Raw genomic sequence first — 20,791 nt, 5'->3', positions numbered from 1 at the left:
TCACAACTCGTCATCACAATCCGCGGCTGCAGGATTACGATGCGGTAGCAGGCACCGCGGGGCGTCCCACGGCACCCACTCGCCGGCTATGCGCGGCCGGAAGGGAAATGCTTAGCTGTGAGCCTCCACCAAAGCGCCAGTGCGGAAGCGGGAACCACGATGCGAATCAGGCAACCAATCCTGCCCCGTCACCGCGGCACGCAACGTCACGGCCTCCGCGGCATCGGCGTCGTCGCCTTCAGCGCCGGCGTCAGCCAACAAACCGCGTCGCCGTAGCTCGGGGCTCACGTATTCAACGAACCGTTCAAGATCAGCCGGCCGCACGCCACTACACACGTTGAAGCCATCCACTCCGGAGGCCGCTTGCCACGCCTCCAACTGATCGGCAACGCTCTCAGGGCCGCCCACAATCACGGGGCCGCGGCCACCCAACGTAACGAACGCGGCGATGTCCCGCACGGTCCACTCCCGCGTCGTGTCGCCAGAGGTCACCGAGCGCAGAGCAGACTGATTCGCGTCCGTCTCAACCTCGGCCAACGGGGCATCCGGATCCAGGCCGGCCAGGTCAACGCCGGTCCAGCCCGCGAACAGTGCCAAAGCACCCTCGACGTCCACATACTGCTGATAGGACTCGAAGCGGCGGCGGGCATCCTCGTCGTCAGCGCCGGTGACCACGGTGACCATCGCGAACGTGCGCACCGCATCGGCAGGCCGGCCCGCGGCCTCAAGCGCATCGTGCAAACGGTCAATGTAACCGCGCACAACGCTCGGCTCCGAACCGATCATGAACACGGCCTCAGCGTTCTCGGCGCCGAAACGCAAGCCCCGCGCCGAAGCACCCGCCTGGAACAAGAACGGCGTGCGCTGCGGCCCCGGATGCGTCAACAGCGCACCATCAACCGAGAAATATTCGCCCTTGTGCTCAGCCTTCCGGACACCCGCCGGGTCCACAAAGACACCCGCATCGGCGTCCTTGAGCACCGAGCCAGGAGCGAAACTGCCCTCGAACAGCTTGTACATAACGTCCATGTACTCGTCCGCGCGGTCGTAACGCTCATCGTGCGGCAGCTGCCTCTCCAAACCGAGGTTGCGGGCAGCGGAATCCTGATAAGACGTCACAATGTTCCAGCCCAGCCGGCCACCGGTGAGGTGGTCCAGGCTCGCGAACCGGCGCGCCAACAGGAACGGGTCCTCATACGTGCACGAAGCCGTCAACCCGAAACCAAGCCTGCGCGTTACCGCCGCCATCGCGGACACCGCAGCGAACGGATCCAGCAACGGAACCTGAACACCGCGCTCATGCGAAACCGCATCGCTGCCGCCGTACACGTCATAGGTCCCCAGCACATCGGCCAAGAACAGCGCCGTGAAGCCGCCTTTGTCCAAGGTTTGAGCCAGGCCGGTCCAGTAGCTCAACTGATCAAAATCCGCCGCCCGAGACTCCGGATGCCGCCACAAACCCGGCGACTGATGCACCGGCGTGGCCATCTCAAACGCGTTAAGAAGCACGGCGCACCTCACCGATCGCGTTGAGGCCCTCCGGCAGAGTCCCGTTCACGAGGTAGTCGCCGATGATCCGCTCACGGAACACAATCGGGTTGTGCGTCGCGACCGTCTGCGCGTTCCGCCAGTGGCGGTCCAGGTTCTTCTCCCGCGACGTGTTCGATGCGCCACCCGTGAGGAACAAGTCAGAGCAAATGCTGGTCACGATGCTCGGCGCAGTCACGTGGGCACGCTCCACAGCGAGCTCCGCTTCAGTTAGCAGGCGCTGCGCATCTGGCTCTTCGAGTGAGAGCACGCCCTCGGCGGCTTCAAGCCGCCGCGCAGCCTCAACCACCGCAGACTCCACTACGAAAGCCTGCGCCGAAAGCCGGCCCACAACCCCCAGAATCTGCGGGTCCTCAGAGTGCGGAACACCCAAACCGGTATTGAAGGAGCGGGTCCGCCGGCGCACGCCAGCCGCCGCATCGTTCACGACGTTGCGAGCAATACCCGCCAGCACAGCGAGCAGAACAATCTGGAACAGAGGCGCCTCAAACTGCGCCTCGGCGCTGCGGGGAACGCGGTTGAGAATGTGCTCGGGCGCAACTTTCACATCGGTGAAACGCGTGGTTCCCGTGCCAGTGAGGCTCTGACCGAAACCATTCCAGTCATCCTCAAGCTCAACGCCCGGAGCCCGCGTGGAAACGACAGCGAACTGTCGACCCTCGGTTGGCGTTCCGTCCGCGTCAAGCAGCGTGGCCGAAACCCGCGTATGCGTCGCGTACGCGGTGCCGGTGCAGTAGTACTTAGCGCCGTTGAGCACCCCGGAGCCGTCCGCCTGCACGGCGAGCGTCGTGTTGAGCGTATTCAGCGCATTCCCTCTCACCTCGGTGGACGCGTTACCCACAACATCGCCGGCAAGAACCTTCGCATACCAGAACTCGCGGGTCTGCTCTTCCTGGTACCGCAGCGTCTCCACGAAACCAGCGTGGGAACGGTACTGATGCGCGATGTTCGGGTCAGCCGCCGCCAGATCGATCAGCAGCTGCACCCAGTCGGAGAACGGAACGCCGGGGCCGCCGTACTCGGTAGGCACGCGCAGCACGGTGAAGCCGGCGCGGTTGAGTTCCGCGATCTCAACGAACGGCAGAACACGGTGCGCCTCACGCTCAGAAGCGCCGAGCGCGATGCGGTCAAAGATCGGGCCGAAATGCTCACGAAGCTCAGCCAGGCTAGGCGTGTGGCCGGCTTCCCATGGGGTGACCGGCGCGTCCTGCGTGGTGACGTAACGCAGACCTTCAGCGAAGCTCAAGTCAGCCGAGGAAACAGCGGTGCTGCCTTCCGCATCGGCGGTGATCTCAGCGCCAGCTGCAGGGTGGACAGGGGTGTGCGTGGACAACGATGACACAGTTATTCCTTTCCATCGTTCCTGGCGGGAGCACCGTGCATAAACCGGTTGCTGCGACTTCAACGAGCCAGGTCTCTCAGTCGCTCTGGATGGGTTACAAGCATCATTTCTATACGTGCCGGCAGGGCACTGTCAACAGCCCACCGGGCGATGCACGTCACAAAACGTCAACAAGAAACGCCCCCGCAGTGTCGTCTTAGGTGGTGCCTGCTTAGATGCAGGCGCCCTAGGTGGAGGTGATGCAGAGGCGTTTCGTGAGGCTTTAGCTGGAATCAGAAGGCGGGGCTCAGGAAGCAGAGATTAGAAGGCGACTTTCTCCAGCAATCGGCTCAGTTCCTGCCGTTCGCTGGCGCTGAGCGCGGCGAGCACCACGTCGTCGGAGGCCATGGTCAGCGCGTGTGCCCGCCGGTAGGCATCCTGCCCCTGCGGTGTGGCGACGACGATCCGGGAGCGACGGTCGCGGGGATCCACCTGGCGCTCGACCCAGCCCCGCTTCTCCAGGAAGTCCACCAGGTTCACGATCTGGCTCGGGTCCAAGCTCAGGAAGTCGCCGAGCTCGCGCTGGGACGGGTTCACGTCCGAGGCGGCCAGGGCCAACACGGAGTACTGGCGGACTTTCATCCCCATCACCTCCTGCAGGACGCGGTTGGCGTGGCTGTGGCCGATGCTGCGCAGCCGGGCCGCCAGGAACTGGACTTGGCCGGCGAGTTCCGATGACGTGAACTCCGCCATGCGCTCTGCCGAGAGTGCAGTGGAGGGGGCGGGGAAGCGCTGGGCGGCCTCGGCCGGGCTGCTTGTGGCTCCGGAGGTGTCCTTTGTGGTCGTCATGTGCTTGCTTCCTTGGTCCGTGTGCTTGAGGACGCGATCTGGCTGATCTTGTCTCTGTACTTGCCCTACAGGGGGCAAATCCTCTGCAGAGGATCGTACTCGAAAAAGCACTCTTCGAAAAATAATTGACATTCTCAATTATATGTACTGTCATGGTTCTTGTGTGGTGAACGCCACATCAGGACACAACCGACATCTAGAACGTCATCCCGAAGGAGAACCCCATGTCCCTCGACGGTAAGGTCGCCATCGTCACCGGCTCGGGCGCAGGCCTGGGCCTCGCCTACGCCCAGGAGCTCGCCCGCCAGGGAGCCTCCGTGGTTATCAACGACGTCAACCAGGAGACCGCGGACGCCGCTGTCGCCTCGATCACCGAAGCCGGCGGCAAGGCCGTCGCCGCCGTGGTCCCGGTCGGCACCAGCGAAGCTGCAGACCAGCTGGTCAAGACCGCCGTAGATACCTTCGGGGGCCTGGACATCCTGGTGAACAACGCCGGCATCCTGCGGGACAAGTCGTTGCTGAAGATGTCCGACGAGGACTTTGACCTCGTCATCGGCGTCCACCTCAAGGGAACCTTCACCTGCGTCCGCGCCGCTTACGCATACTTCAAGGAGAACGGCGTGGCCGGCCGCATCGTCTGCATCGGCTCGCCAACCGGCCAGCGAGGCAACTTCGGCCAGACCAACTACGCCGCAGCCAAGGCGGGCATCGTCGGTATGGTCCGCACGTGGGCCCTCGAGATGAAGCGCGCCGGAGTGATGGTCAACGCCGTCATCCCAGTGGCCGCCACCGCGATGACCAAGACCGTTCCTTTCTTCCAGAAGGCCGTCGAAGCCGACGAACGCGGCGAGGCCATGCCGTCCTTCTTCCGCCATGACCTCGGCTTCGGAACCGCCGACGACGTCGCCGGCCTGATCGCCTTCCTTTCCTCCCCGGAGGCCGACGGCATCACCGGCCAGGCCATCGGCGTCGGCGGAGATCGCCTGCAGGTCTGGTCCCACCCAGAGCCGGTAGCCACCGAGTACCACGAGGGCGGCTGGGATTACGCGACCATGCAGACCCAGGGCGCCGAGCTGGTCAAGGGCAACCTCCAGGAGGTCGGCGAGAAGATGCCTCCACTGCCTGCTGAGCTCGAGCCTGAACAGAAGAACTAAGGACAAGCACCATGACCGGAACCCAGGACACGGCTCCGCACGGGGCTGCGCACGGGAACGACAGCGGCGCCCCTGCCTCTGCCTCAACCTCTGCTCCCGGCCCCGCCCCAGACCCCGCCTCAAACCCAGTCCGCTACGAGCTGGGCGTGGACGCCTCGGCCATCGAGGCCGTGGACATGCACGTCCACCTCGAAGTGGACTCGTGCGGTCACAAGGCGCTGCCGGAAGACTTCTTCGAAGCCTCGGCGAAGTACTTCAAGTCCGCTGAGCGAACCCCGAGCGTGGACACCATCGCGGAGACCTACCGCCAACGCCGGATGGCCGCCGTCGTCTTCACCGTGGACGCGCGCACCCAGTTCGGCCACAAACCGAACTCGATCGATGACCTCGTGGCCGGCTGCGCCCGGAACAACGACGTCCTCATCCCATTCGGCTCCGTGGATCCCCGCACCGGGGCGGACGCGTTGGCCGAGGCCACCCGCCAGGCCGAGCAGCTCGGAGTGCGCGGCTTCAAGTTCCACCCGTCCGTGCAGGGATTCGACCCCTCGGACCGCCAGTACTACCCGCTCTGGGAGCGGCTCCAGGAACTGGGGCTGCCGATTGTCTCCCACACCGGGCAGAACGGCATGGGCGCAGGCCTGCCCGGCGGGCGCGGCATCAAACTGAAGTACTCCAACCCGCTGCTGCTGGACGACGTCGCCGCTGACTTCCCTGACCTGCAGATCATCATGGCCCACCCATCGGTGCCCTGGCAGGACGAGGCGAACTCGATCGCGACCCACAAGGCCAACGTGCACATCGACCTCTCCGGCTGGTCCCCGAAGTACTTCCCGGAGTCCCTGGTCCGCCAGTCGAATAACGTACTGGCTCGCAAGGTCCTCTTCGGAACCGACTTCCCGCTGATCACCCCGGACAAGTGGCTGGCCGCCTTCGCGGAGCTTCCGCTCAAGGACGAGGTTCGGCCTTGGATCCTCAAGGACAACGCGGTGCGCCTGCTGGGCCTGGACCGCGGGTCCGCGACCGAGACGAAGGAGGACTGAGATGGCTGAACCAGTGACCGGAAGCATCATCCCATCCGACTTCTACGGCTACGCCGAGCGGCTGACCGAAGCCGAGCGCGCCGTCATCCTGGACCTCCGGGAACGGCTCGAAACCACGGTGAAGCCGCTAGTCAACCCGGCCTGGGACGCTGCGGAGCTTCCCCAGGAGCTGGTGGACGCCGTCCGCGCGCTGCCGCTGATGGACCCGCCAGCCCTCAAGGAAGCCGGAGAGCCCATCCGTAGGATCCTCACCGGGTTCCGCAACTTCGAGCTGGCCCGCTGCGACATCAACGTCGGCACCCTATATAACGCGCACGCCGGCCTGTTCCGCACGGCCTGCACCCTGGGTGGCGGGGAACAGCAGGCGAAGGAGCTGGATGCGAAGATCCTCGACTACTCGTTGACTGGCGTGTTCGGGCTGACCGAGCCGGACCACGGTTCCGATGTGGCCGGCGGGCTCGCCACCACCGCGACCCATGACCCGGAGACGGACACTTGGGTGATCGACGGCGCTAAGCGTTGGATTGGCGGGGCGACCATCTCGGACGTCGTCGCGACCTTCGCCCGCGACACCGCCGACGGCCAGGTCAAGTGCTTCCTGGTTCCGCGGGACGCCGATGGGGTGAGCATGTCGATCATCCCGAACAAGGCTTCCCTGCGCATCATGCAGAACGCCCACATCGAGTACCGCGGGGTACGCGTGCCAGCCTCTGCCCGACTTGAGGGGATCAACTCCTTCAAGGACGTGGCCCGATGCCTGCGGGCCATGCGCTCGGACGTGGCCTGGATGGCCGTTGGCGCGACCGCGGGCGCTTATGAGGCCGCGCTGCGTTACGTCCGTGAACGGCAGCAGTTCGGCCGTCCGCTGGCCGGATTCCAGCTCATCCAGGAGAAGCTGGCCATCATGCTCGGCAACCTGACCTCCTCCCTGGGGCTGATGGTCCAGCTCACGGAGCAAGAGGAGCAGGGGATCTATAAGGACGAGAACTCCGCCCTAGCCAAGATGATGACCTCCCTGCGTCTACGCGAGACCGTAGCCCTGGCCCGCGAGGTCTGCGGCGGCAACGGAATCACCCTGGACACCGACGTGGCCCGCTTCCACGCGGACGCCGAAGCCGTCTACTCCTACGAAGGCACCCACGAGATCAACGCGCTGATCGTGGGCCGCGCCGTAACCGGCGTCAGCGCCTTCGTCTGATTCACCAGGCCAGCGGGACGCTGGCCCACCGACCTAACCACCCTTTCCACCCCTTTCCTGAGAGGACCGCAACATGACCGAGACCACCGCACGCACCGTCGTCGACTTCGACGCCGTCAAGACCATGGCAGGCACCGAACTGGGAGCCACCGAGTGGCGCGAGATCACCCAGGACATGGTGAACACATTCGCCGACGCAACCGATGACCACCAGTGGATCCACGTGGATCCGGAACGCGCCAAGGACGGCCCTTTCGGCGCCCCGATCGCCCACGGCTTCCTCACCCTGTCCCTGATCATCCCGTTCTGGGGCGAGCTGTTCGACGTTTCCGACGTCAAGACCAAGGTCAACTACGGCCTGGACAAGGTCCGCTTCACCTCCCCAGTCAAGGTTGGCTCCCGCGTCCGTGCGGTCATGAAGCTCGCCGACGTCCAGGAGGTCAAGGGCGACGGCCTGCACCTCGTGGTCGAGGCGACCTTCGAGATCGAAGGCGAGGAGCGCCCAGCCGTCGTGGCCGTCTTCCTGGCCCGCTTCTACCGCTGATCTCTACCGTTGATCAGCGTCGGGTCATGAGGTCGGCCGCCAGCGTGGCGGCCGACCTTCGGCATATTTAGAGTAGAGGCCCCGTTACCACTAGAGAGGGAGCGGGGCCTCGGCCGTGCCTGCCGTTGACATCGCGTTGGGGGCTCAGAGGTCGGGCAGAACCATTTGTTGCAGCCACCTCTCTCCTGACGCGGTTGTACAGGGGGACGTGGTTGAACAGGGGGACGTGGTTGTACCCTGACGTGGTTCTACAGAGCCGATGGTGCCCAGCTCTCGCCGGGCGTCATCGCATGAGAAGTCCTGGGAGGGGAGCTTGCCGCTGGGTTGAGGGCTGTCTGAGCAGATCCTCGGGCGTGGAACGAGGAAAGGCCGCGGTGGGCAAATGCCCACCGCGGCCTTGTGTCCTATCCGGTGCAGTTAGTGTTCGTGGATCAGCAGGTCATGATCCTTCGATTCCCGGGTCAAGAGGATCGCGATGGTGGAGACGGCTGCGATTGCACCGATGAACATGATGACCGGCAGTGTGCTTTCTCCGCCGCCGGGCCGGCGTAGAGCGACGCAACGATCGTTGGGGTGAAGCCGGCACCCAGCAGGGTGGCCAGCTGGTAGCCCAGGGAAGCGCCGGTGTAGCGGGACTCGGTGCCGAACTGTTCCGCGATGAATGCCGCCAGCGGACCGTAGATCATGCCGTGCAAGGCGAGGGCGATGGTGAACGCTGCGAGGATGACGAGCCAGCTGTCGGAACGAAGCATCGGGAACATCGGGAACAAGAACGCGACGTAGAGCACGAGCCCTGCGATCATCACCGGACGGCGGCCCAGTGCGTCAGAGAGCCGGCCGGAGCCGACGACCATGAAGATGGAGATGACCGAGGCCCACGCAAAGGCGTAGAGGACGTCGGAACGGGCCGTTCCTCCGGCCGCGGAGTAGCCGACGGCGAATGTCGGGAGCAGCACCTGGAGGGCGAAGCCGGCGGCGCCGGCGAACATCGTCAACAAGAGCGCCTTCGGGCGGCGAAGCACTGAGATCAACGGCACCTTTGGCTTTTTCTTGTCCTCAGCCTCAGCCTTGATCATGGCGGCCTGGAAGACCGGGGACTCAGAGACCTTAGAGCGGATGATGAGGCCTACGATCAGCAGCAGGAAGGAGACGAGGAACGGGATGCGCCAGCCCCAGGAGAGGAACTGCTCCTCGGAGAGCAGGGCTGAGACGGCGCCCATCATGAAGGTGCCCAACGCGGCGCCGGATGGAGCGCCGGCATTCGTGAAGGATGCGGCGAATCCACGCTTCTTCGTTTCGGAGTGCTCGAGAGCCATCAGAGCGGCGCCGCCCCACTCACCACCGACCGCGATGCCCTGGAAGATACGCATGATCACCAGGAGCACCACGCCCCAGATGCCGATCATCTCTGCGGAAGGGATCAGGCCGATCGCGGTGGACGCCAGGCCCATGAGGAGCATGGAGAGCACCAGCATCTTCTTGCGGCCGAGCCGGTCGCCGAAGTGGCCGAAGAGCGCCCCGCCCAGCGGGCGGGCGACGTAGCCGGCCGCGAAGGTGCCGAAGGCGGCGATGGATCCAGCCAGAGGGTCCGAAGCCGGGAAGAAAACGTGTGGGAACACGACTGCGGCCGCGGTGGCGTACAGCAGGAAGTCGTAGAACTCGATGGTCGAGCCCAGATAGCTGGAGAGGATGACCTTGCGGGACTCGCGGCGGCGTTCCTCGGGGGAGATGTTCAGCAAGGCATCTACGGTGTCTTGCTTCTCTCCGGCGGATGTGGCCGTGCCGTCAGGCCGGCTCTTGGGGGTGATGCTAGTCATGATGACCTCTGTGTCTCTTGTTTGGGGTGTGATGAGGGAAGGGTTCAGGCTACGGCGCTCTCGCGCAGCACGGCCTTGCGGATCTTGCCGGTCGTGGTGCGTGGAAGTTCTTCCACGAGCCGCACCTGCCCGGGCACCTTGTACTTGGCTAGCAGCTCGGCCAGCTTGCCGCGGATCTCTTCTGGATCTAACGAGGCGCCGTCCGCAGGGACCACGAAGGCTAGGCCTGACTCGCCCCATCGCTCGTTCGGGACGCCGACGACGGCCGCCTCGGCCACGCCGTCCAGGGAAAGCAGGGCGTTCTCCACCTCCGCGGGGTACACGTTCTCCCCGCCGGAGATGTACATGTCCTTGATGCGGTCCTTGATGGTGAAGTAGCCCTCGCCGTCACGGACAGCGATGTCGCCGGTGTGGTACCAGCCGCCCTCCAGTGCGGCGGCGGTGGCCTCCTCACGGTTCCAATAACCCTTCATGACCTGCGGACCGCGGACCCAGACCTCGCCGGCGGTGCCGTCTTCCACGTCCTCGCCGGTGAGAGGATCCACTAAGCGGACCTCGGCGAAGAAGTGTGGGCGGCCGGCAGTACCTGCATGGGACAGAGCATCGGACGCTTCCAGGAGGCAGACGCCGGGGGCAGTCTCCGTCATCCCGAAGCCCTGGACGATCTTCACGCCGCGGTCCTGCCACAGGCGGATGGAGCGTTCCGGCAGCGGGGACCCGCCCACCATGACCGAGCGCAGCGAGCTCAGGTCGGACTCGGCGAAGGCCGGGTCCTGGGAAAGGAAGTCGAGCATTGCAGGAACCATGAAGGACCCCGTGACCTTGGAGCGCGAGATCTCGTCCAACACGTCCTTCGGCCGGAAAGCGCGTTGGATGATGATCCGTCCGCCCATCATGAACGTGGGGATCGTGGTCATGTTCAGCCCGGCGATGTGGAACAGCGGGGCCACGGTCAGCATGACCTCGTCCTGGCGGAGGTCGGTGCCGGTGAAAGCGTTCAGGTACTGGAAGGTGAGGTTGCGGTGGGTGAGCATCGCACCCTTAGGGCGGCCCGTGGTGCCGGAGGTGTACATGATGAGGGCGACGTCGTCGTCGTCCACCTCCGCGTCCACCGGCTCTGCGGAGCTGGCGGCCAGTACCGCCTCGTAGCGCTCGCCGGGGCCATCCTCACCCTCCACGGCGATCAGGCGAAGTCCCGTGAGGTTGGTGGCCAGGCGCTCGGCCGTGGGTACCTGGTCGTTGCCGTAGACGACGACGGAGGCGCCCGAGTCCTCCACGATGAACTGCACCTCCGCAGGGGACAGCCGCGGGTTCACGAGTACCGAGGTACCGCCGAGCAGGGTGGTGGCGAAGAAGGTCTCCAGCAGCGCGGGATGGTTGAACCCGACGTAGGCGATCCGGTCCCCGCGGCTGGCTCCTCCGGCCACGAGGGCCTGGGCGAGCCGGTCGACGCGTTCGGCGACCTCGCCGTAGGTGTAGGTGGTGCCCTCGAACTCAAGGGCTACTGCTTCAGGGCGGACCCCTGCGCGGCGGCGAGGGTAGGTGCCTACTCCGATGTTCATGAGGCTGCTCCAAAGGTTGCTCGGGACGGGGATGCTCGGGACGGCCAGAGTGTGGCCGACGTCACAAAACTATGGAATGACATTTAGTTGAGATTGTCAATGGTTGATTTTGTCAGGAGATTCGCGTCAGCTTGAAGATGGACCCCGCGGGCAGTGGTTCGCGCACCTCTCCGGCGGTCATGGTGCTATGGCCTATGCTGGCGCGCGTCACAAATCGACAAAAAGAAACGCCCCCGCGGTGCCTGCTTGGATGCAGGCGCCGCGGGGGCGTTTCGTGAGGTTTTGGCCGGCTTGAGCCGGTTAGAAACCGGTGTTTTACCGGCTATAAGCCGCGTTTAGAGCTGGTTTCCGAGCTTGTATTCGCCCTTCTTCCAGTCCGGCATCTCCTTGTCGTCGTCGCTGCGGGTGTAGGAGAAGCCGTCAGCGCCGATCGTGACCTTCATTTCGGACTCGTCGGAGCGTGCAACAACTTCCTGTGGGTTGCCGTCGAGGTCGAGCACGAGGGACGCCTCGGTGTACCAGGACGGCACAACTGGGGTGCCCCACCAGTCACGGCGCTGGTTGTCGTGCACATCCCACGTGACAACTGGGTTGTCTGGGTCGCCGGTGTAGTAGTCCTGAGTGTAGATCTCGACGCGGTGGCCGTCCGGGTCACGCAGGTACAGGTAGAAAGCGTTGGATACGCCGTGGCGGCCCGGGCCGCGCTCGATCGCGTCAGACATGCGGAGCGCGCCGAGCTTGTCGCAGATCGCGAGGATGTTGTGCTTCTCGTGGGTCGAGAACGCGACGTGGTGCATGCGTGGGCCGTCGCCACCGGTCATCGCGGTGTCGTGCACGGTTGGCTTGCGGCGCATCCATGCTGCGTAGACGGTGCCCTTGTCGTCCTGAATGTCTTCGGTGACGCGGAAGCCGAGGTCCTGCATGTACTTCGCTGCGCGTGGAACGTCTGGGGTGACCTGGTTGAAGTGGTCCAGGCGCACCAGCGCGCCCGGAGTGTAGAGGTCGTAGCGCCATGCGAGGCGCTCAACGTGCTCGACGTCGTAGAAGAACTCGTATGGGAACCCGAGTGGGTCCTCAACGCGGACCGAATCGCCGATGCCCTTGACGAAGCCGTCCTTCTTGCGTTCAACGCGGCAACCGAGCTCCTTGTAGAACGCCTCTGCCTTGTCGAGGTCTTCTGGGGAGCGTACGCGGTAGGAGAACGCGGCAACAGCGGCGACATCGCCCTTGCGCAGCACCAGGTTGTGGTGGATGAACTCTTCCATCGAGCGCAGGTAGATCGCGTTCTCGTCTTCTTCCGTGACCACGAGGCCCAGGACGTCGACGTAGAACTCGCGGGACTTAGCAAGGTCCGTCACCATGATTTCCATGTAGGCGCAACGAAGCACATCTGGCGCCTCGGCCTTAGGGGTTGGGATCGGGTTGTCGGTCTTGACTGGACCTTCCTGGCCTACATAAAAGCCGGACGAGGTCTTCTGGCGGTTCACCAGGTTGCTCATGTTTGTCCTCCTGAGTTTGAGGTGGTGTGCGCTAGAGCACGTTCCCTTATCTCAAATCGTATATGATCCGGCGATGCTAGGGAAGCATGAGCAGAGAAAATCTAGCCGCAGCTAATCTTGCCAGCGGACTGCGCCGGTGAACATGCCTGGCTTATCAGGTGGAGGGCCGATGTGGCCGCGCCGCTTTGCCCACGCAAGCCACGCAAGCGATGCCGCATAGGCCGCTAACCCGCCCAGTGCAATCGGCAACCAGAGCGCCACCGCCGCATCCACATCGGCGAACTCTTGGTTGAACACATGCCACCCCAGAAAGAGGCCACCGATCAAGACAACAATGAAGCCCGGCAAACCAAGGATGAGTCCGAGTGCGATCGTTTTCCGGCGGGCCGACATGATGAGCAGATAAAGCATCCACGCGGTCGGCCACGTGGCCATCGAAACGGTATAGAGAACGAAAGCCAGCCACGCCGCACCATTCTCCGGGATGAGTGCCACGAGTGAACCCGGTGCATGCTGCTCGCGGTGCATGTTTGCGCCAAGGAACACGCACGCCGCCATGACCGCAACACCGAGGGCCTGCGAGATCACGAGCAACGGGATGTAGCGGGGACTCTGCACAATGAAGTTTTGGTCCTTGACGCCAGTGGCACGGTTATACACGACGTAACAGCCCTGGAGGCCAGCCCACGCGACGAGGATGTATGCAGGCTCGACCACGCTCCCGCTGCGTGTGTGGACGCCACCGAACCCGCCGCCCCACACGAATCCCAGCATCGTCAGGCCGGACAAGACCTGAAGCACAAGCATCTTGACTATCGCTTTGCCCCAGCTGAACTCGGCCCATGCCTTAGCTAGCTTGGACGACGGTGGCGGCTGGTTTGTATTTGCCATGAACCTTGTCTACCAAAGATGCGGCGAGCTGAACAGGCCGCGCCAACCACCGCATCGTGCGCTTAAAAGGAACTGCCGCCTGCCGCGGCCGACGATGAAGTCGGTTCCGCAGCAAGCGGCAGTCAGGCTAGGTACCTGTTGCTAGGTACCAGTCGCCGGCGCCCCTCAGGGCTACCGGCCGGGGCAGGTTTTAGTTTTCCTGCTTACCGAAAACTGGGTTGTGTACCTTGCCGAGGTTGATGTGGACGGCCTGCTGATCGGTGTAGAAGTCGATCGAGCGGTAGCCGCCTTCGTGGCCGAGGCCGGACGCCTTGACGCCACCGAATGGGGTGCGCAGGTCACGAACGTTGTTCGAGTTCAGCCAGACCATGCCTGCCTCAACGTTCTGAGCGAAGTTGTGGGCACGCTTGAGGTCGTTGGTCCAGATGTATGCGGCGAGGCCGTACTTGGTGTTATTGGCGAGCTCGAGCGCTTCCTCTTCGGTGTCGAACGGGGTGATCGCAACGACTGGGCCGAAGATCTCTTCCTGGAAGATGCGGGCGTCAGGGGAGACGTCAGCGAAAACGGTCGGCTGAACGAAGTTGCCCTCAGGGAACTCGTCAGGGCGGCCGCCGCCAGCAACCAGGCGGGCCTCTTCCTTACCGATTTCGACGTAGGACATGACCTTCTCGAAGTGCTCAGGGTGCACGATCGCACCGACCTCGGTGGTCTCATCCTGCGGCAGGCCGACCTTGACGCGCTTAGCCTGCGCCGCGTAACGCTCCACGAACTCGTCGTAGATGCTGCGCTGAACCAGGATGCGGGAGCCTGCGGTGCAGCGCTCGCCGTTGAGGGAGAACACGCCGAAGATGGTCGCGTCGATCGCGGTTTCGAGGTCCGCGTCCTCGAAGACGACGGCTGGGGACTTGCCGCCGAGCTCCATCGAAAGGCCCTTGAGGAACGGTGCGGCGTTGCCGAAGATGATCTGGCCGGTCTTGGATTCACCGGTGAAGGAGATCAGCGGGACGTCTGGGTGCTTGACGAGCGAATCGCCCGCGAAGCCCTCTTCGCCGTAACCGTGAACCATGTTGAACACGCCAGCTGGCAGGCCAGCCTCTTCGAAGATGCCTGGCCACAGCGATGCGGACAGCGGCGTGAACTCCGCCGGCTTCAGCACAACGGTGTTACCGGTTGCGATCGCTGGAGCGAGCTTCCACGATTCAAGCATGAACGGGGTGTTCCAGGGCGTGATCAGGCCGGCAACGCCGATCGGCTTGCGGTTGACGTAGTTGATCTGACGGCCCGGAACCTTGAACGTGTCATCGTGCTGAGCCACGATCAGGTCAGCGAAGAAACGGAAGTTCTCAGCTGCACGGTGCGCCTGGCCGCGCGCCTGGGAGATCGGGAGGCCGGTGTCGAAGCACTCCATCGCTGCGAGCTCGTCCGCGCGGGTCTCCACGACATCCGCGATCTTGTGCAGGATGCGGGAACGCTGGCGCGGAAGCATGGTTGGCCATGGACCGTTTTCGAAAGCGTCCTTCGCGGCGGCAACCGCAGCATCGATATCTGCGACCTTGCCGGAGGAAGCCTTGATGTAGGCCTCGTTAGTGACTGGGTTGAGGACGTCGAAAGTGTCGCCGTCGATCGAGTCAACCCACTTGCCGCCGATGTAGTGGCGGATCTGATCTGGAAGGTTCTCCGGGACTGCTTGCTGTGCCATATGTATGAAGCTCCTCAATCCGGTAGTGGTCCGGTGGCCGGTGTGGTCGCGCGGCGTGGCGCTGGCTTTGATGCCGCGTGGCCGCGCGGGCCGGGTTGTTGGTGGGTTGGTGCCCACTTATGTGTAATCGTATACGATCCGCGGGGGCATGGAAAGGGTTTAAATGGACGATGCGGACTGGCTCCGCGCGGAGCTTAAATCGATGGGCCTAAAGCGACGACGCCGGGCGCCCCATGGCCTCGAGGTATGCGTTGAGCGTGTGCATGCGGTGGGCGCGGGCCAGCGCCTCGATCTCGGTGGTCGGCTTCTTGGCGGCGATCGCTTCGATCAGCTCCGCGTGCTCAGCGACGGAATCGTGCGCGCGAGCCGGGATCGAATCGAAGCTCGAAACCCTGATCGCATCCATACGCGTCCACCCGCGGTGCACCAAATCCAGAAGGTGAGTGTTCGGGCAATCCGAATACAACACCGCATGCAGCTCAGTGTTCAGGCGCGTGAACTCGGCCGGATCAAAATCAGCCAGCAACGCACGCATCTGTTCATTCAAGTTCCGGGCGGCCTGCACATCGTCGGCTGAAATGTGTTCCGCTGCCAACGCGGTCGCGGTGCCTTCCAGGACCGCGAGCGTCTGCATCGTGTTGAGGTACAGCTCCGTATCAACTTCCGCGACCGTGGCGCCCTTGTTGCGAGTGAACTCGATGAGGCCCTCGGCTTCCAGGCGACGGATCGCCTCCCGCACCGGAACCACGGAGCACTTCAACTCATCAGCGATGGTTTGCAAAACCAAGCGATAACCCGGCTCATATGTGCGGTCCAAGATGCGTTCACGCACGGCATCGTAGGCGGCCTGGGACTTCGATGTGGTCCGGGGGCGGCGCTTCTGCTTGGGTGCGGAGGTCATATACGGATCGTATACGAGAGAGGGAGGTCGGTTCCGGAATTCACAGCGGCCGATGCGGTGCTTGCTTGTACACATTTCTTATGTAGCAGGTCACAGTGGCAGTCAAAACGTATACGATGAGGGATGAGACCGGCGCGTTCAACAGGGGCGCATTAGCACCAATGTCACTAACCAACGTCACTAACCAACGTCACTAGGAGTGTCAGTAGCAGTGTCAGTGTTCAGCACAACCAACCAGCCCATCGACGTAACCCAGGATGTCCTGGACAGCATCGGCAAGGTCATCGCCGTTCACCTGGCATATTCATCTCGCGCCGAACAGCGCGGCCGTACCCCTAAATACCCGTCCTACTTCATGAAGGCGACCTCCTCGCTCGCTTTGACCGGCGAGACCGTGGAACGTCCAGCGGACACCGAACTGCTCCAGTTCGAAGGCGAGATCGCGCTTGTGATCGGCAAGGAAGCCCGCCGCATCACCCCTAACGAAGGCTGGGCTCACGTCGGTTGGGTCACCGCATCCAACGACATCGGAATCCAGGACATCAAGTACGCCGACAAGGGCTCGAACGTCCGCTCCAAGTCCGGCGACGGCTACACACCGCTCGGCCCGGTCATGATCCCTGCCGAAAACCTCGACCCGATGCACCTGCGCGTGATCACCAAGCTCAACGGCGAAACCGTCCAGGACGCCACGACGCAGGAGCTGCTGTTCTCGTTCGGTCAGATCGTGGCCGACTTGTCCCAGCAGATGACGCTCAAGCCAGGCGACGTGATCCTCACCGGAACCCCAGCCGGCTCGTCGGTTTTCAAGCCTGAAGACGTCGTGACCGTCGAAGTTCAGGCCGGCGAGCAGTCCACCGGCGAACTGCGCACCACCGCGGTCCAGGGCACCGAGGGCTTCAAGGACTTCGGCAACCCAACCAAGGTCACCGACGCCGACCGCATCGACGCGTGGGGCGACGCGGAAGCCGCAGGCCTCGCAGCCGCCGCGGCAGAGGCCGACCCACTCACTGATGAGGTTCGCGCCAAGCTCATGGCATCCGCGACCGCAACCCTGTCTTCCTCCGTCAAGGCGGCAGGCATCGAGGCGTGCACCATCGCGGGCCTCACCGCAACACACGGAACCCAGAAGGTCATCGGCCGTGCACGCACCCTGCGCATGATCCCGCTGCGCCAGGACCTCTTCAAGCAGCACGGCGGCGGCTACAACACCCAGAAGCAGATGTTCGACGACCTCAAGGAAGGCGACATCCTCGTCATCGAAGGCCGCGGCGAACAAGGTGCCGCAACCCTCGGCGACATCCTCGCAACCCGCGCCAAGCTCCTCGGAGCGGCAGGCATCGTGACCGACGGCGCGGTCCGCGACCTCTCCGAAGTTGCCGAAGCCGACATCCCAACCTTCCACAACGGCGCGCACCCATCCGTCCTGGGCCGCAAGCACGTCCCATGGACCATGGACGAAACCGTTGCCTGTGGTGGTGCCGCGGTGCAGCCAGGCGACATCATCGTCGCTGACTCCAACGGCATCGTCGTGATCCCACCGGCAGTCGTGGAGCAGGTAGCCGACCACGCATTCAAGACCGAGGTCCAGGACGAATGGGTTATGGAACGCGTCAAGGAAGGCAACCCGATCGAAGGCCTCTTCCCGCCAACCGGTGAATGGAAGGTCAAGTTCGAGGAATACCTCGCAAACCGCGAAAACGAGCTGAACTAAGGAGCGAACACATGCTGGATGAAACCACCCGCGTGAAAATCGCCGACGAACTCGTCACCGCCGGCGAAACTAAAGTTCCCGTTCCGCTGCTCACCAAACGCTACCCCGACATGGAGATCGCAGACTCCTATGCGATCCAGCGGATCTGGCGCCAACGCGGCGAAGAAAAGGGCCGTGTTGTGGCCGGCCACAAGATTGGCCTGACTTCCAAGGCGATGCAGTACGCGACCGGCATCTCCGAACCGGACTATGGCGTGATCTTCAAAGACATGGTGCTCGAATCCGGTTCGACCCTCGAATGGGACATCTACACCAAGCCGCGCGTTGAGATGGAACTCGCGTTCAAACTCAAAGAGGACGTGAGCGGCCCAGACGCCGACATCTTCGACGTGTTGCGCGCAACCGAATACGTGGTGCCAGCCCTGGAAATCCTCGACGCCCGCGTTGAGATGGAAGGGCGCACCATCGTCGATACCATCGCAGACAACGCTGCGATGGGCGTCATGGTGGTCGGTGGACGCCCGGTCCGCCCGGACGACCACGACCTGCGCTGGCTCGGCGGCCTGCTGTACAAGAACCAGGAAATCGAGGAAACCGGCCTCGGCGGCGGCGTGCTCGGACACCCGGCGAACGGCGTGCACTGGCTCGCTAACCGCCTCCACGAGCACGACGAGGTTCTGCGTGCCGGCCAGATCATCCTCGCCGGTTCCTTCACCCGTCCAATGTGGGTGGATAAGGGCGACACCGTGATGGCCGACTACGGTCCACTAGGGGTTGTGACATGCCAGTTCGTCTAAACCACACCGAACGCAGCTTCAAGCACCTCTTCACCCGGCCGAGCATGGCCGACCAGCCACGCGGCCGTGCCGACGGGGTTGCTGGCCCGGTCGTGGGCATGTTCGTTGCCTCCGGGGATCCGACGGCCGCCGAAATCTGTGCGGGTGCCGGCTTCGATTACCTGTTGCTCGACGCCGAACACGGCCCGTTCTACCTCGAGGGGCTCATCAGTCAGCTGCGTGCGATCGCCGCGTACCCGAGCTTGTCCGTGGTCCGCGTTCCGCGTAATGACGCCGCGATCATCAAACAGGTCTTGGATGCTGGCGCGACCAGCATCATGGTCCCGATGGTCCACACGGTTGAGGATGCACGTGCGGCCGCCGCTGCGATGAAGTACCCGCAGCCAGGCGGCGCTGGTGCGTCCGGTTCCGCTGTCGAAGGTGTGCGTGGGGTTGGTTCCGCGTTGGCGCGTTCGGCGCGCTGGGGCCGTGTGCCTCAGTACTTGAAGCGGGCGCACGAGATCGTGAGCCTCATCGTCCAGGCGGAATCTGCGGAAGCGGTCCGCAACGCGGATAAGATCGCGGCAGTTGACGGCGTGGATGCGGTGTTCCTCGGTCCATCCGACCTCGCGGCATCCATGGGATACCTTGGCCAGCAGACCCACCCGGAGGTGGTTGCAGCCGTCAAGGAGGTCATCTCTAAGGTGCGGGACGCCGGCAAGATCGTGGGCGTCAACGCGTTCGACCCGAACCAGGCACGCGACTACCTCGACGCCGGAGCGCACTTCATCAACGTCGGCGCGGACGTCAGCATCCTCGCTCGCGGAACCGAAAACCTCGCGAACGAATTCATGCCCAACAAGGGCGACGACAACCTCGAATCCTACTGACGTGGCTTGCTAACAAACTGAGCTCGTTAACGCAGCGGGGGCGGGATACCGGTTGGTATCCCGCCCCCGCTGTCTGCTCTAGATCAAGCTGCGTCTGTGCCTCAGCTAGGCCGCGACCATCAGAGCAGGCCTTCGGCAGCCTCCACCGCATCGTTCTTGATAGGTGCCAGGCGCTGAAGCTGCGTCACGTGGCGAGGCTCGAGCTCCTCAACCGAAGAAACACCCAGCAACGTCATGGTGCGCTCGACCTCGGTGCGCAGAATCTCGATGGTGCGGTCAACACCCTGGCGGCCACCAGCCATGAGGCCGTAGAGGTAAGCGCGGCCGATCAGGGTGAACTTAGCACCCAAAGCCATCGACGCCACGATATCGGCACCAGTGCGGATGCCGGTGTCGATCATGACGGTCGCATCCTTGCCGACCCCACGCACAACCTTCGGCAGCAGCTGGAACGGAACAGGTGCGCGGTCCAGCTGGCGGCCACCGTGGTTGGACAGCACCAGGCCGTCGACGCCGTGGTCCAGCAAGCGGTGGGAATCCTCAACGGTCTGAACACCCTTGACCACGATCTTGCCCGGCCACATCTCGCGAATAACCTTGAGGTCCTCGTAAGAAATGGTTGGGTCCATCGCGGAGTTCAGCAACTCACCCACGGTGCCGCCGGTCGAAGACAGCGAAGCGAATTCGAGCTTAGGGGTGGTCAGGAAGTCGATCCACCACCATGGGCGAGGGATCGCGTTCAGCACAGTACCCAGGCTGATCTGCGGCGGGATCGAGAAGCCGTTGCGGGAGTCACGCAAACGGTGGCCCGCGATCGGGGTGTCCACAGTGAACATCAGGGTGTCGAAGCCAGCCTTCGCTGCGCGCTCAACCAGGCCGTACGAGATTTCGCGTTCCCGCATCACGTACAGCTGGAACCAGTTGCGGCCGTGAGGGTTCGCCTTCTTGACGTCCTCAATCGAAGCCGTGCCCAGCGTCGAAAGCGTGAACGGAATACCAGCGGCACCAGCGGCGGCCGCACCAGCGTGCTCGCCTTCGGTCTGCATCAGGCGGGTGAAGCCGGTTGGTGCGATACCGAATGGAAGCGCGGAGCTACCACCAAGGATCTCGACCGAGGTGTCGACGTGCTCGGCTGGCTTGAGGATGTCCGGGTGGAACTCGACGTCGCGGAACGCCTGCTCAGCGCGGTGCATGCTGATCTCTTCCTCAGCGCCACCATCGGTGTAGTCGAAAGCGGCGGCCGGGGTGCGTCGCTTAGCGATCTTCCGCAGGTCGCTCACGGTCAGCGCGTTGCTGAGGCGGCGCTTCTTAGGGTTAAGCTCGGGCTTCTTGAACTTCAGAAGATCAAAAATCTCGACCGGATTGGGGAGCTGACGGCGAATCAACGC

16 protein-coding genes, 1 pseudogene and 1 riboswitch are annotated in these 20,791 nt (G+C 63.7%); of the genes and pseudogenes, 7 read left to right on the top strand and 10 right to left on the bottom strand.

Going from position 1 to position 20,791, the window contains the following annotated elements:
- Window positions 1-111: 111 nt before the first annotated feature.
- The 3 genes from CAY35_RS07095 to CAY35_RS07085 all read right to left on the bottom strand — a co-directional run bounded on the left by CAY35_RS07095 (window position 112) and on the right by CAY35_RS07085 (window position 3,718).
- Window positions 112-1,509 carry an LLM class flavin-dependent oxidoreductase gene (locus CAY35_RS07095; protein WP_309136531.1) on the bottom strand — a complete coding sequence of 466 codons (1,398 nt, stop codon included), beginning with the start codon at window positions 1,507-1,509 and terminating at the stop codon, window positions 112-114.
- Window positions 1,499-2,890: an acyl-CoA dehydrogenase family protein gene (locus tag CAY35_RS09485; protein ID WP_146191935.1), complete on the bottom strand. Its 1,392-nt coding sequence runs from the start codon at window positions 2,888-2,890 to the stop codon at window positions 1,499-1,501. The genes CAY35_RS07095 and CAY35_RS09485 overlap by 11 nt, the downstream gene beginning before the upstream one ends.
- A 9-nt stretch (window positions 2,891-2,899) precedes the next feature.
- Window positions 2,900-2,986, bottom strand: a riboswitch (SAM riboswitch).
- Between the two features lie 204 nt (window positions 2,987-3,190).
- Window positions 3,191-3,718 carry a MarR family winged helix-turn-helix transcriptional regulator gene (locus CAY35_RS07085; RefSeq protein WP_258265686.1) on the bottom strand — a complete coding sequence of 176 codons (528 nt, stop codon included), beginning with the start codon at window positions 3,716-3,718 and terminating at the stop codon, window positions 3,191-3,193.
- Window positions 3,719-3,942: 224 nt separating this feature from the next.
- On the opposite strand from CAY35_RS07085, the gene CAY35_RS07080 reads away from it, so the two are divergent.
- From CAY35_RS07080 to CAY35_RS07065, 4 genes are all read left to right on the top strand, one after another.
- Entirely contained in the window at window positions 3,943-4,872 is a 930-nt protein-coding gene (locus CAY35_RS07080; protein ID WP_109303942.1) for an SDR family NAD(P)-dependent oxidoreductase, read from the top strand.
- Window positions 4,873-5,048: 176 nt separating this feature from the next.
- Entirely contained in the window at window positions 5,049-5,912 is an 864-nt protein-coding gene (locus CAY35_RS07075; protein WP_181377523.1) for an amidohydrolase family protein, read from the top strand.
- Window position 5,913: 1 nt separating this feature from the next.
- Window positions 5,914-7,110 carry an acyl-CoA dehydrogenase family protein gene (locus tag CAY35_RS07070; RefSeq protein ID WP_109303940.1) on the top strand — a complete coding sequence of 399 codons (1,197 nt, stop codon included), beginning with the start codon at window positions 5,914-5,916 and terminating at the stop codon, window positions 7,108-7,110.
- Between the two features lie 73 nt (window positions 7,111-7,183).
- Window positions 7,184-7,654, top strand: a complete 471-nt coding sequence (locus CAY35_RS07065) for a MaoC family dehydratase (protein WP_035755878.1) — start codon at window positions 7,184-7,186, stop codon at window positions 7,652-7,654.
- Between the two features lie 417 nt (window positions 7,655-8,071).
- Here CAY35_RS07065 and CAY35_RS07060 read toward each other — a convergent pair.
- The 6 genes and pseudogenes from CAY35_RS07060 to CAY35_RS07035 form a co-directional block, all read right to left on the bottom strand.
- Window positions 8,072-9,471: pseudogene (locus CAY35_RS07060) on the bottom strand (MFS transporter).
- 44 nt (window positions 9,472-9,515) lie between these two features.
- A complete protein-coding gene (locus CAY35_RS07055) occupies window positions 9,516-11,033 on the bottom strand; it encodes an acyl-CoA synthetase (protein ID WP_109303939.1) in 1,518 nt (505 codons plus the stop codon).
- Window positions 11,034-11,368: 335 nt separating this feature from the next.
- A complete protein-coding gene (gene hpaD / locus CAY35_RS07050) occupies window positions 11,369-12,532 on the bottom strand; it encodes a 3,4-dihydroxyphenylacetate 2,3-dioxygenase (RefSeq protein ID WP_109303938.1) in 1,164 nt (387 codons plus the stop codon).
- A 111-nt stretch (window positions 12,533-12,643) separates the two neighbouring features.
- Complete coding sequence (locus tag CAY35_RS07045) at window positions 12,644-13,423, bottom strand: hypothetical protein (protein WP_109303937.1); 780 nt, start codon at window positions 13,421-13,423, stop codon at window positions 12,644-12,646.
- A 190-nt stretch (window positions 13,424-13,613) separates the two neighbouring features.
- Window positions 13,614-15,122, bottom strand: coding sequence for a 5-carboxymethyl-2-hydroxymuconate semialdehyde dehydrogenase (gene hpaE, locus CAY35_RS07040; protein ID WP_109303936.1), 1,509 nt, complete (start codon window positions 15,120-15,122; stop codon window positions 13,614-13,616).
- A gap of 208 nt (window positions 15,123-15,330) precedes the next feature.
- The gene (locus CAY35_RS07035; RefSeq protein ID WP_109303935.1) at window positions 15,331-16,023 is read right to left on the bottom strand and encodes a GntR family transcriptional regulator; all 693 of its coding nucleotides are present in this window, start codon (window positions 16,021-16,023) and stop codon (window positions 15,331-15,333) included.
- 211 nt (window positions 16,024-16,234) lie between these two features.
- Here CAY35_RS07035 and CAY35_RS07030 point away from each other — a divergent pair, with 211 nt between their 5' ends.
- From CAY35_RS07030 to CAY35_RS07020, 3 genes are read left to right on the top strand one after another with little or no spacing between them, the layout of a single operon-like run.
- Window positions 16,235-17,737 carry a fumarylacetoacetate hydrolase family protein gene (locus tag CAY35_RS07030; protein ID WP_445934050.1) on the top strand — a complete coding sequence of 501 codons (1,503 nt, stop codon included), beginning with the start codon at window positions 16,235-16,237 and terminating at the stop codon, window positions 17,735-17,737.
- Between the two features lie 11 nt (window positions 17,738-17,748).
- On the top strand, window positions 17,749-18,534 hold the full coding sequence (locus CAY35_RS07025) for a 2-keto-4-pentenoate hydratase (protein ID WP_109303934.1): 786 nt from the start codon (window positions 17,749-17,751) through the stop codon (window positions 18,532-18,534).
- A complete protein-coding gene (locus CAY35_RS07020; RefSeq protein ID WP_109303933.1) occupies window positions 18,519-19,403 on the top strand; it encodes an HpcH/HpaI aldolase family protein in 885 nt (294 codons plus the stop codon). Before CAY35_RS07025 ends, CAY35_RS07020 begins: the two co-directional genes overlap by 16 nt.
- A gap of 119 nt (window positions 19,404-19,522) precedes the next feature.
- Here the strand turns inward: CAY35_RS07020 and CAY35_RS07015 are convergent, their stop codons facing one another.
- Window positions 19,523-20,788 (bottom strand): alpha-hydroxy acid oxidase, encoded by a 1,266-nt coding sequence (locus CAY35_RS07015; protein ID WP_109303932.1) that lies wholly within the window; start codon window positions 20,786-20,788, stop codon window positions 19,523-19,525.
- Between the last annotated feature and the right edge of the window lie 3 nt (window positions 20,789-20,791).

Origin of the sequence: Pseudoglutamicibacter cumminsii, from assembly GCF_003143995.1 — a bacterium.
GTDB classification, from domain to species: domain Bacteria; phylum Actinomycetota; class Actinomycetes; order Actinomycetales; family Micrococcaceae; genus Pseudoglutamicibacter; species Pseudoglutamicibacter cumminsii_B.
The sequence above is the reverse complement of the archived record's forward strand: the minus strand, read 5'-3'. Positions and strand labels throughout refer to the sequence as shown.

Bases quoted from the DNA above. Each gene is read 5' to 3' on its own strand.
- CAY35_RS07020 (WP_109303933.1), top strand. From the start codon at position 18,519: ATGCCAGTTCGTCTAAACCACACCGAACGCAGCTTCAAGCACCTCTTC.
- CAY35_RS07035 (WP_109303935.1), bottom strand. From the start codon at position 16,023: ATGACCTCCGCACCCAAGCAGAAGCGCCGCCCCCGGACCACATCGAAG.
- CAY35_RS07065 (WP_035755878.1), top strand. From the start codon at position 7,184: ATGACCGAGACCACCGCACGCACCGTCGTCGACTTCGACGCCGTCAAG.
- CAY35_RS07085 (WP_258265686.1), bottom strand. From the start codon at position 3,718: ATGACGACCACAAAGGACACCTCCGGAGCCACAAGCAGCCCGGCCGAG.
- hpaE (WP_109303936.1), bottom strand. From the start codon at position 15,122: ATGGCACAGCAAGCAGTCCCGGAGAACCTTCCAGATCAGATCCGCCAC.
- CAY35_RS07055 (WP_109303939.1), bottom strand. From the start codon at position 11,033: ATGAACATCGGAGTAGGCACCTACCCTCGCCGCCGCGCAGGGGTCCGC.
- CAY35_RS07070 (WP_109303940.1), top strand. From the start codon at position 5,914: ATGGCTGAACCAGTGACCGGAAGCATCATCCCATCCGACTTCTACGGC.
- CAY35_RS07080 (WP_109303942.1), top strand. From the start codon at position 3,943: ATGTCCCTCGACGGTAAGGTCGCCATCGTCACCGGCTCGGGCGCAGGC.
- CAY35_RS07045 (WP_109303937.1), bottom strand. From the start codon at position 13,423: ATGGCAAATACAAACCAGCCGCCACCGTCGTCCAAGCTAGCTAAGGCA.
- CAY35_RS07075 (WP_181377523.1), top strand. From the start codon at position 5,049: ATGCACGTCCACCTCGAAGTGGACTCGTGCGGTCACAAGGCGCTGCCG.
- hpaD (WP_109303938.1), bottom strand. From the start codon at position 12,532: ATGAGCAACCTGGTGAACCGCCAGAAGACCTCGTCCGGCTTTTATGTA.
- CAY35_RS07025 (WP_109303934.1), top strand. From the start codon at position 17,749: ATGCTGGATGAAACCACCCGCGTGAAAATCGCCGACGAACTCGTCACC.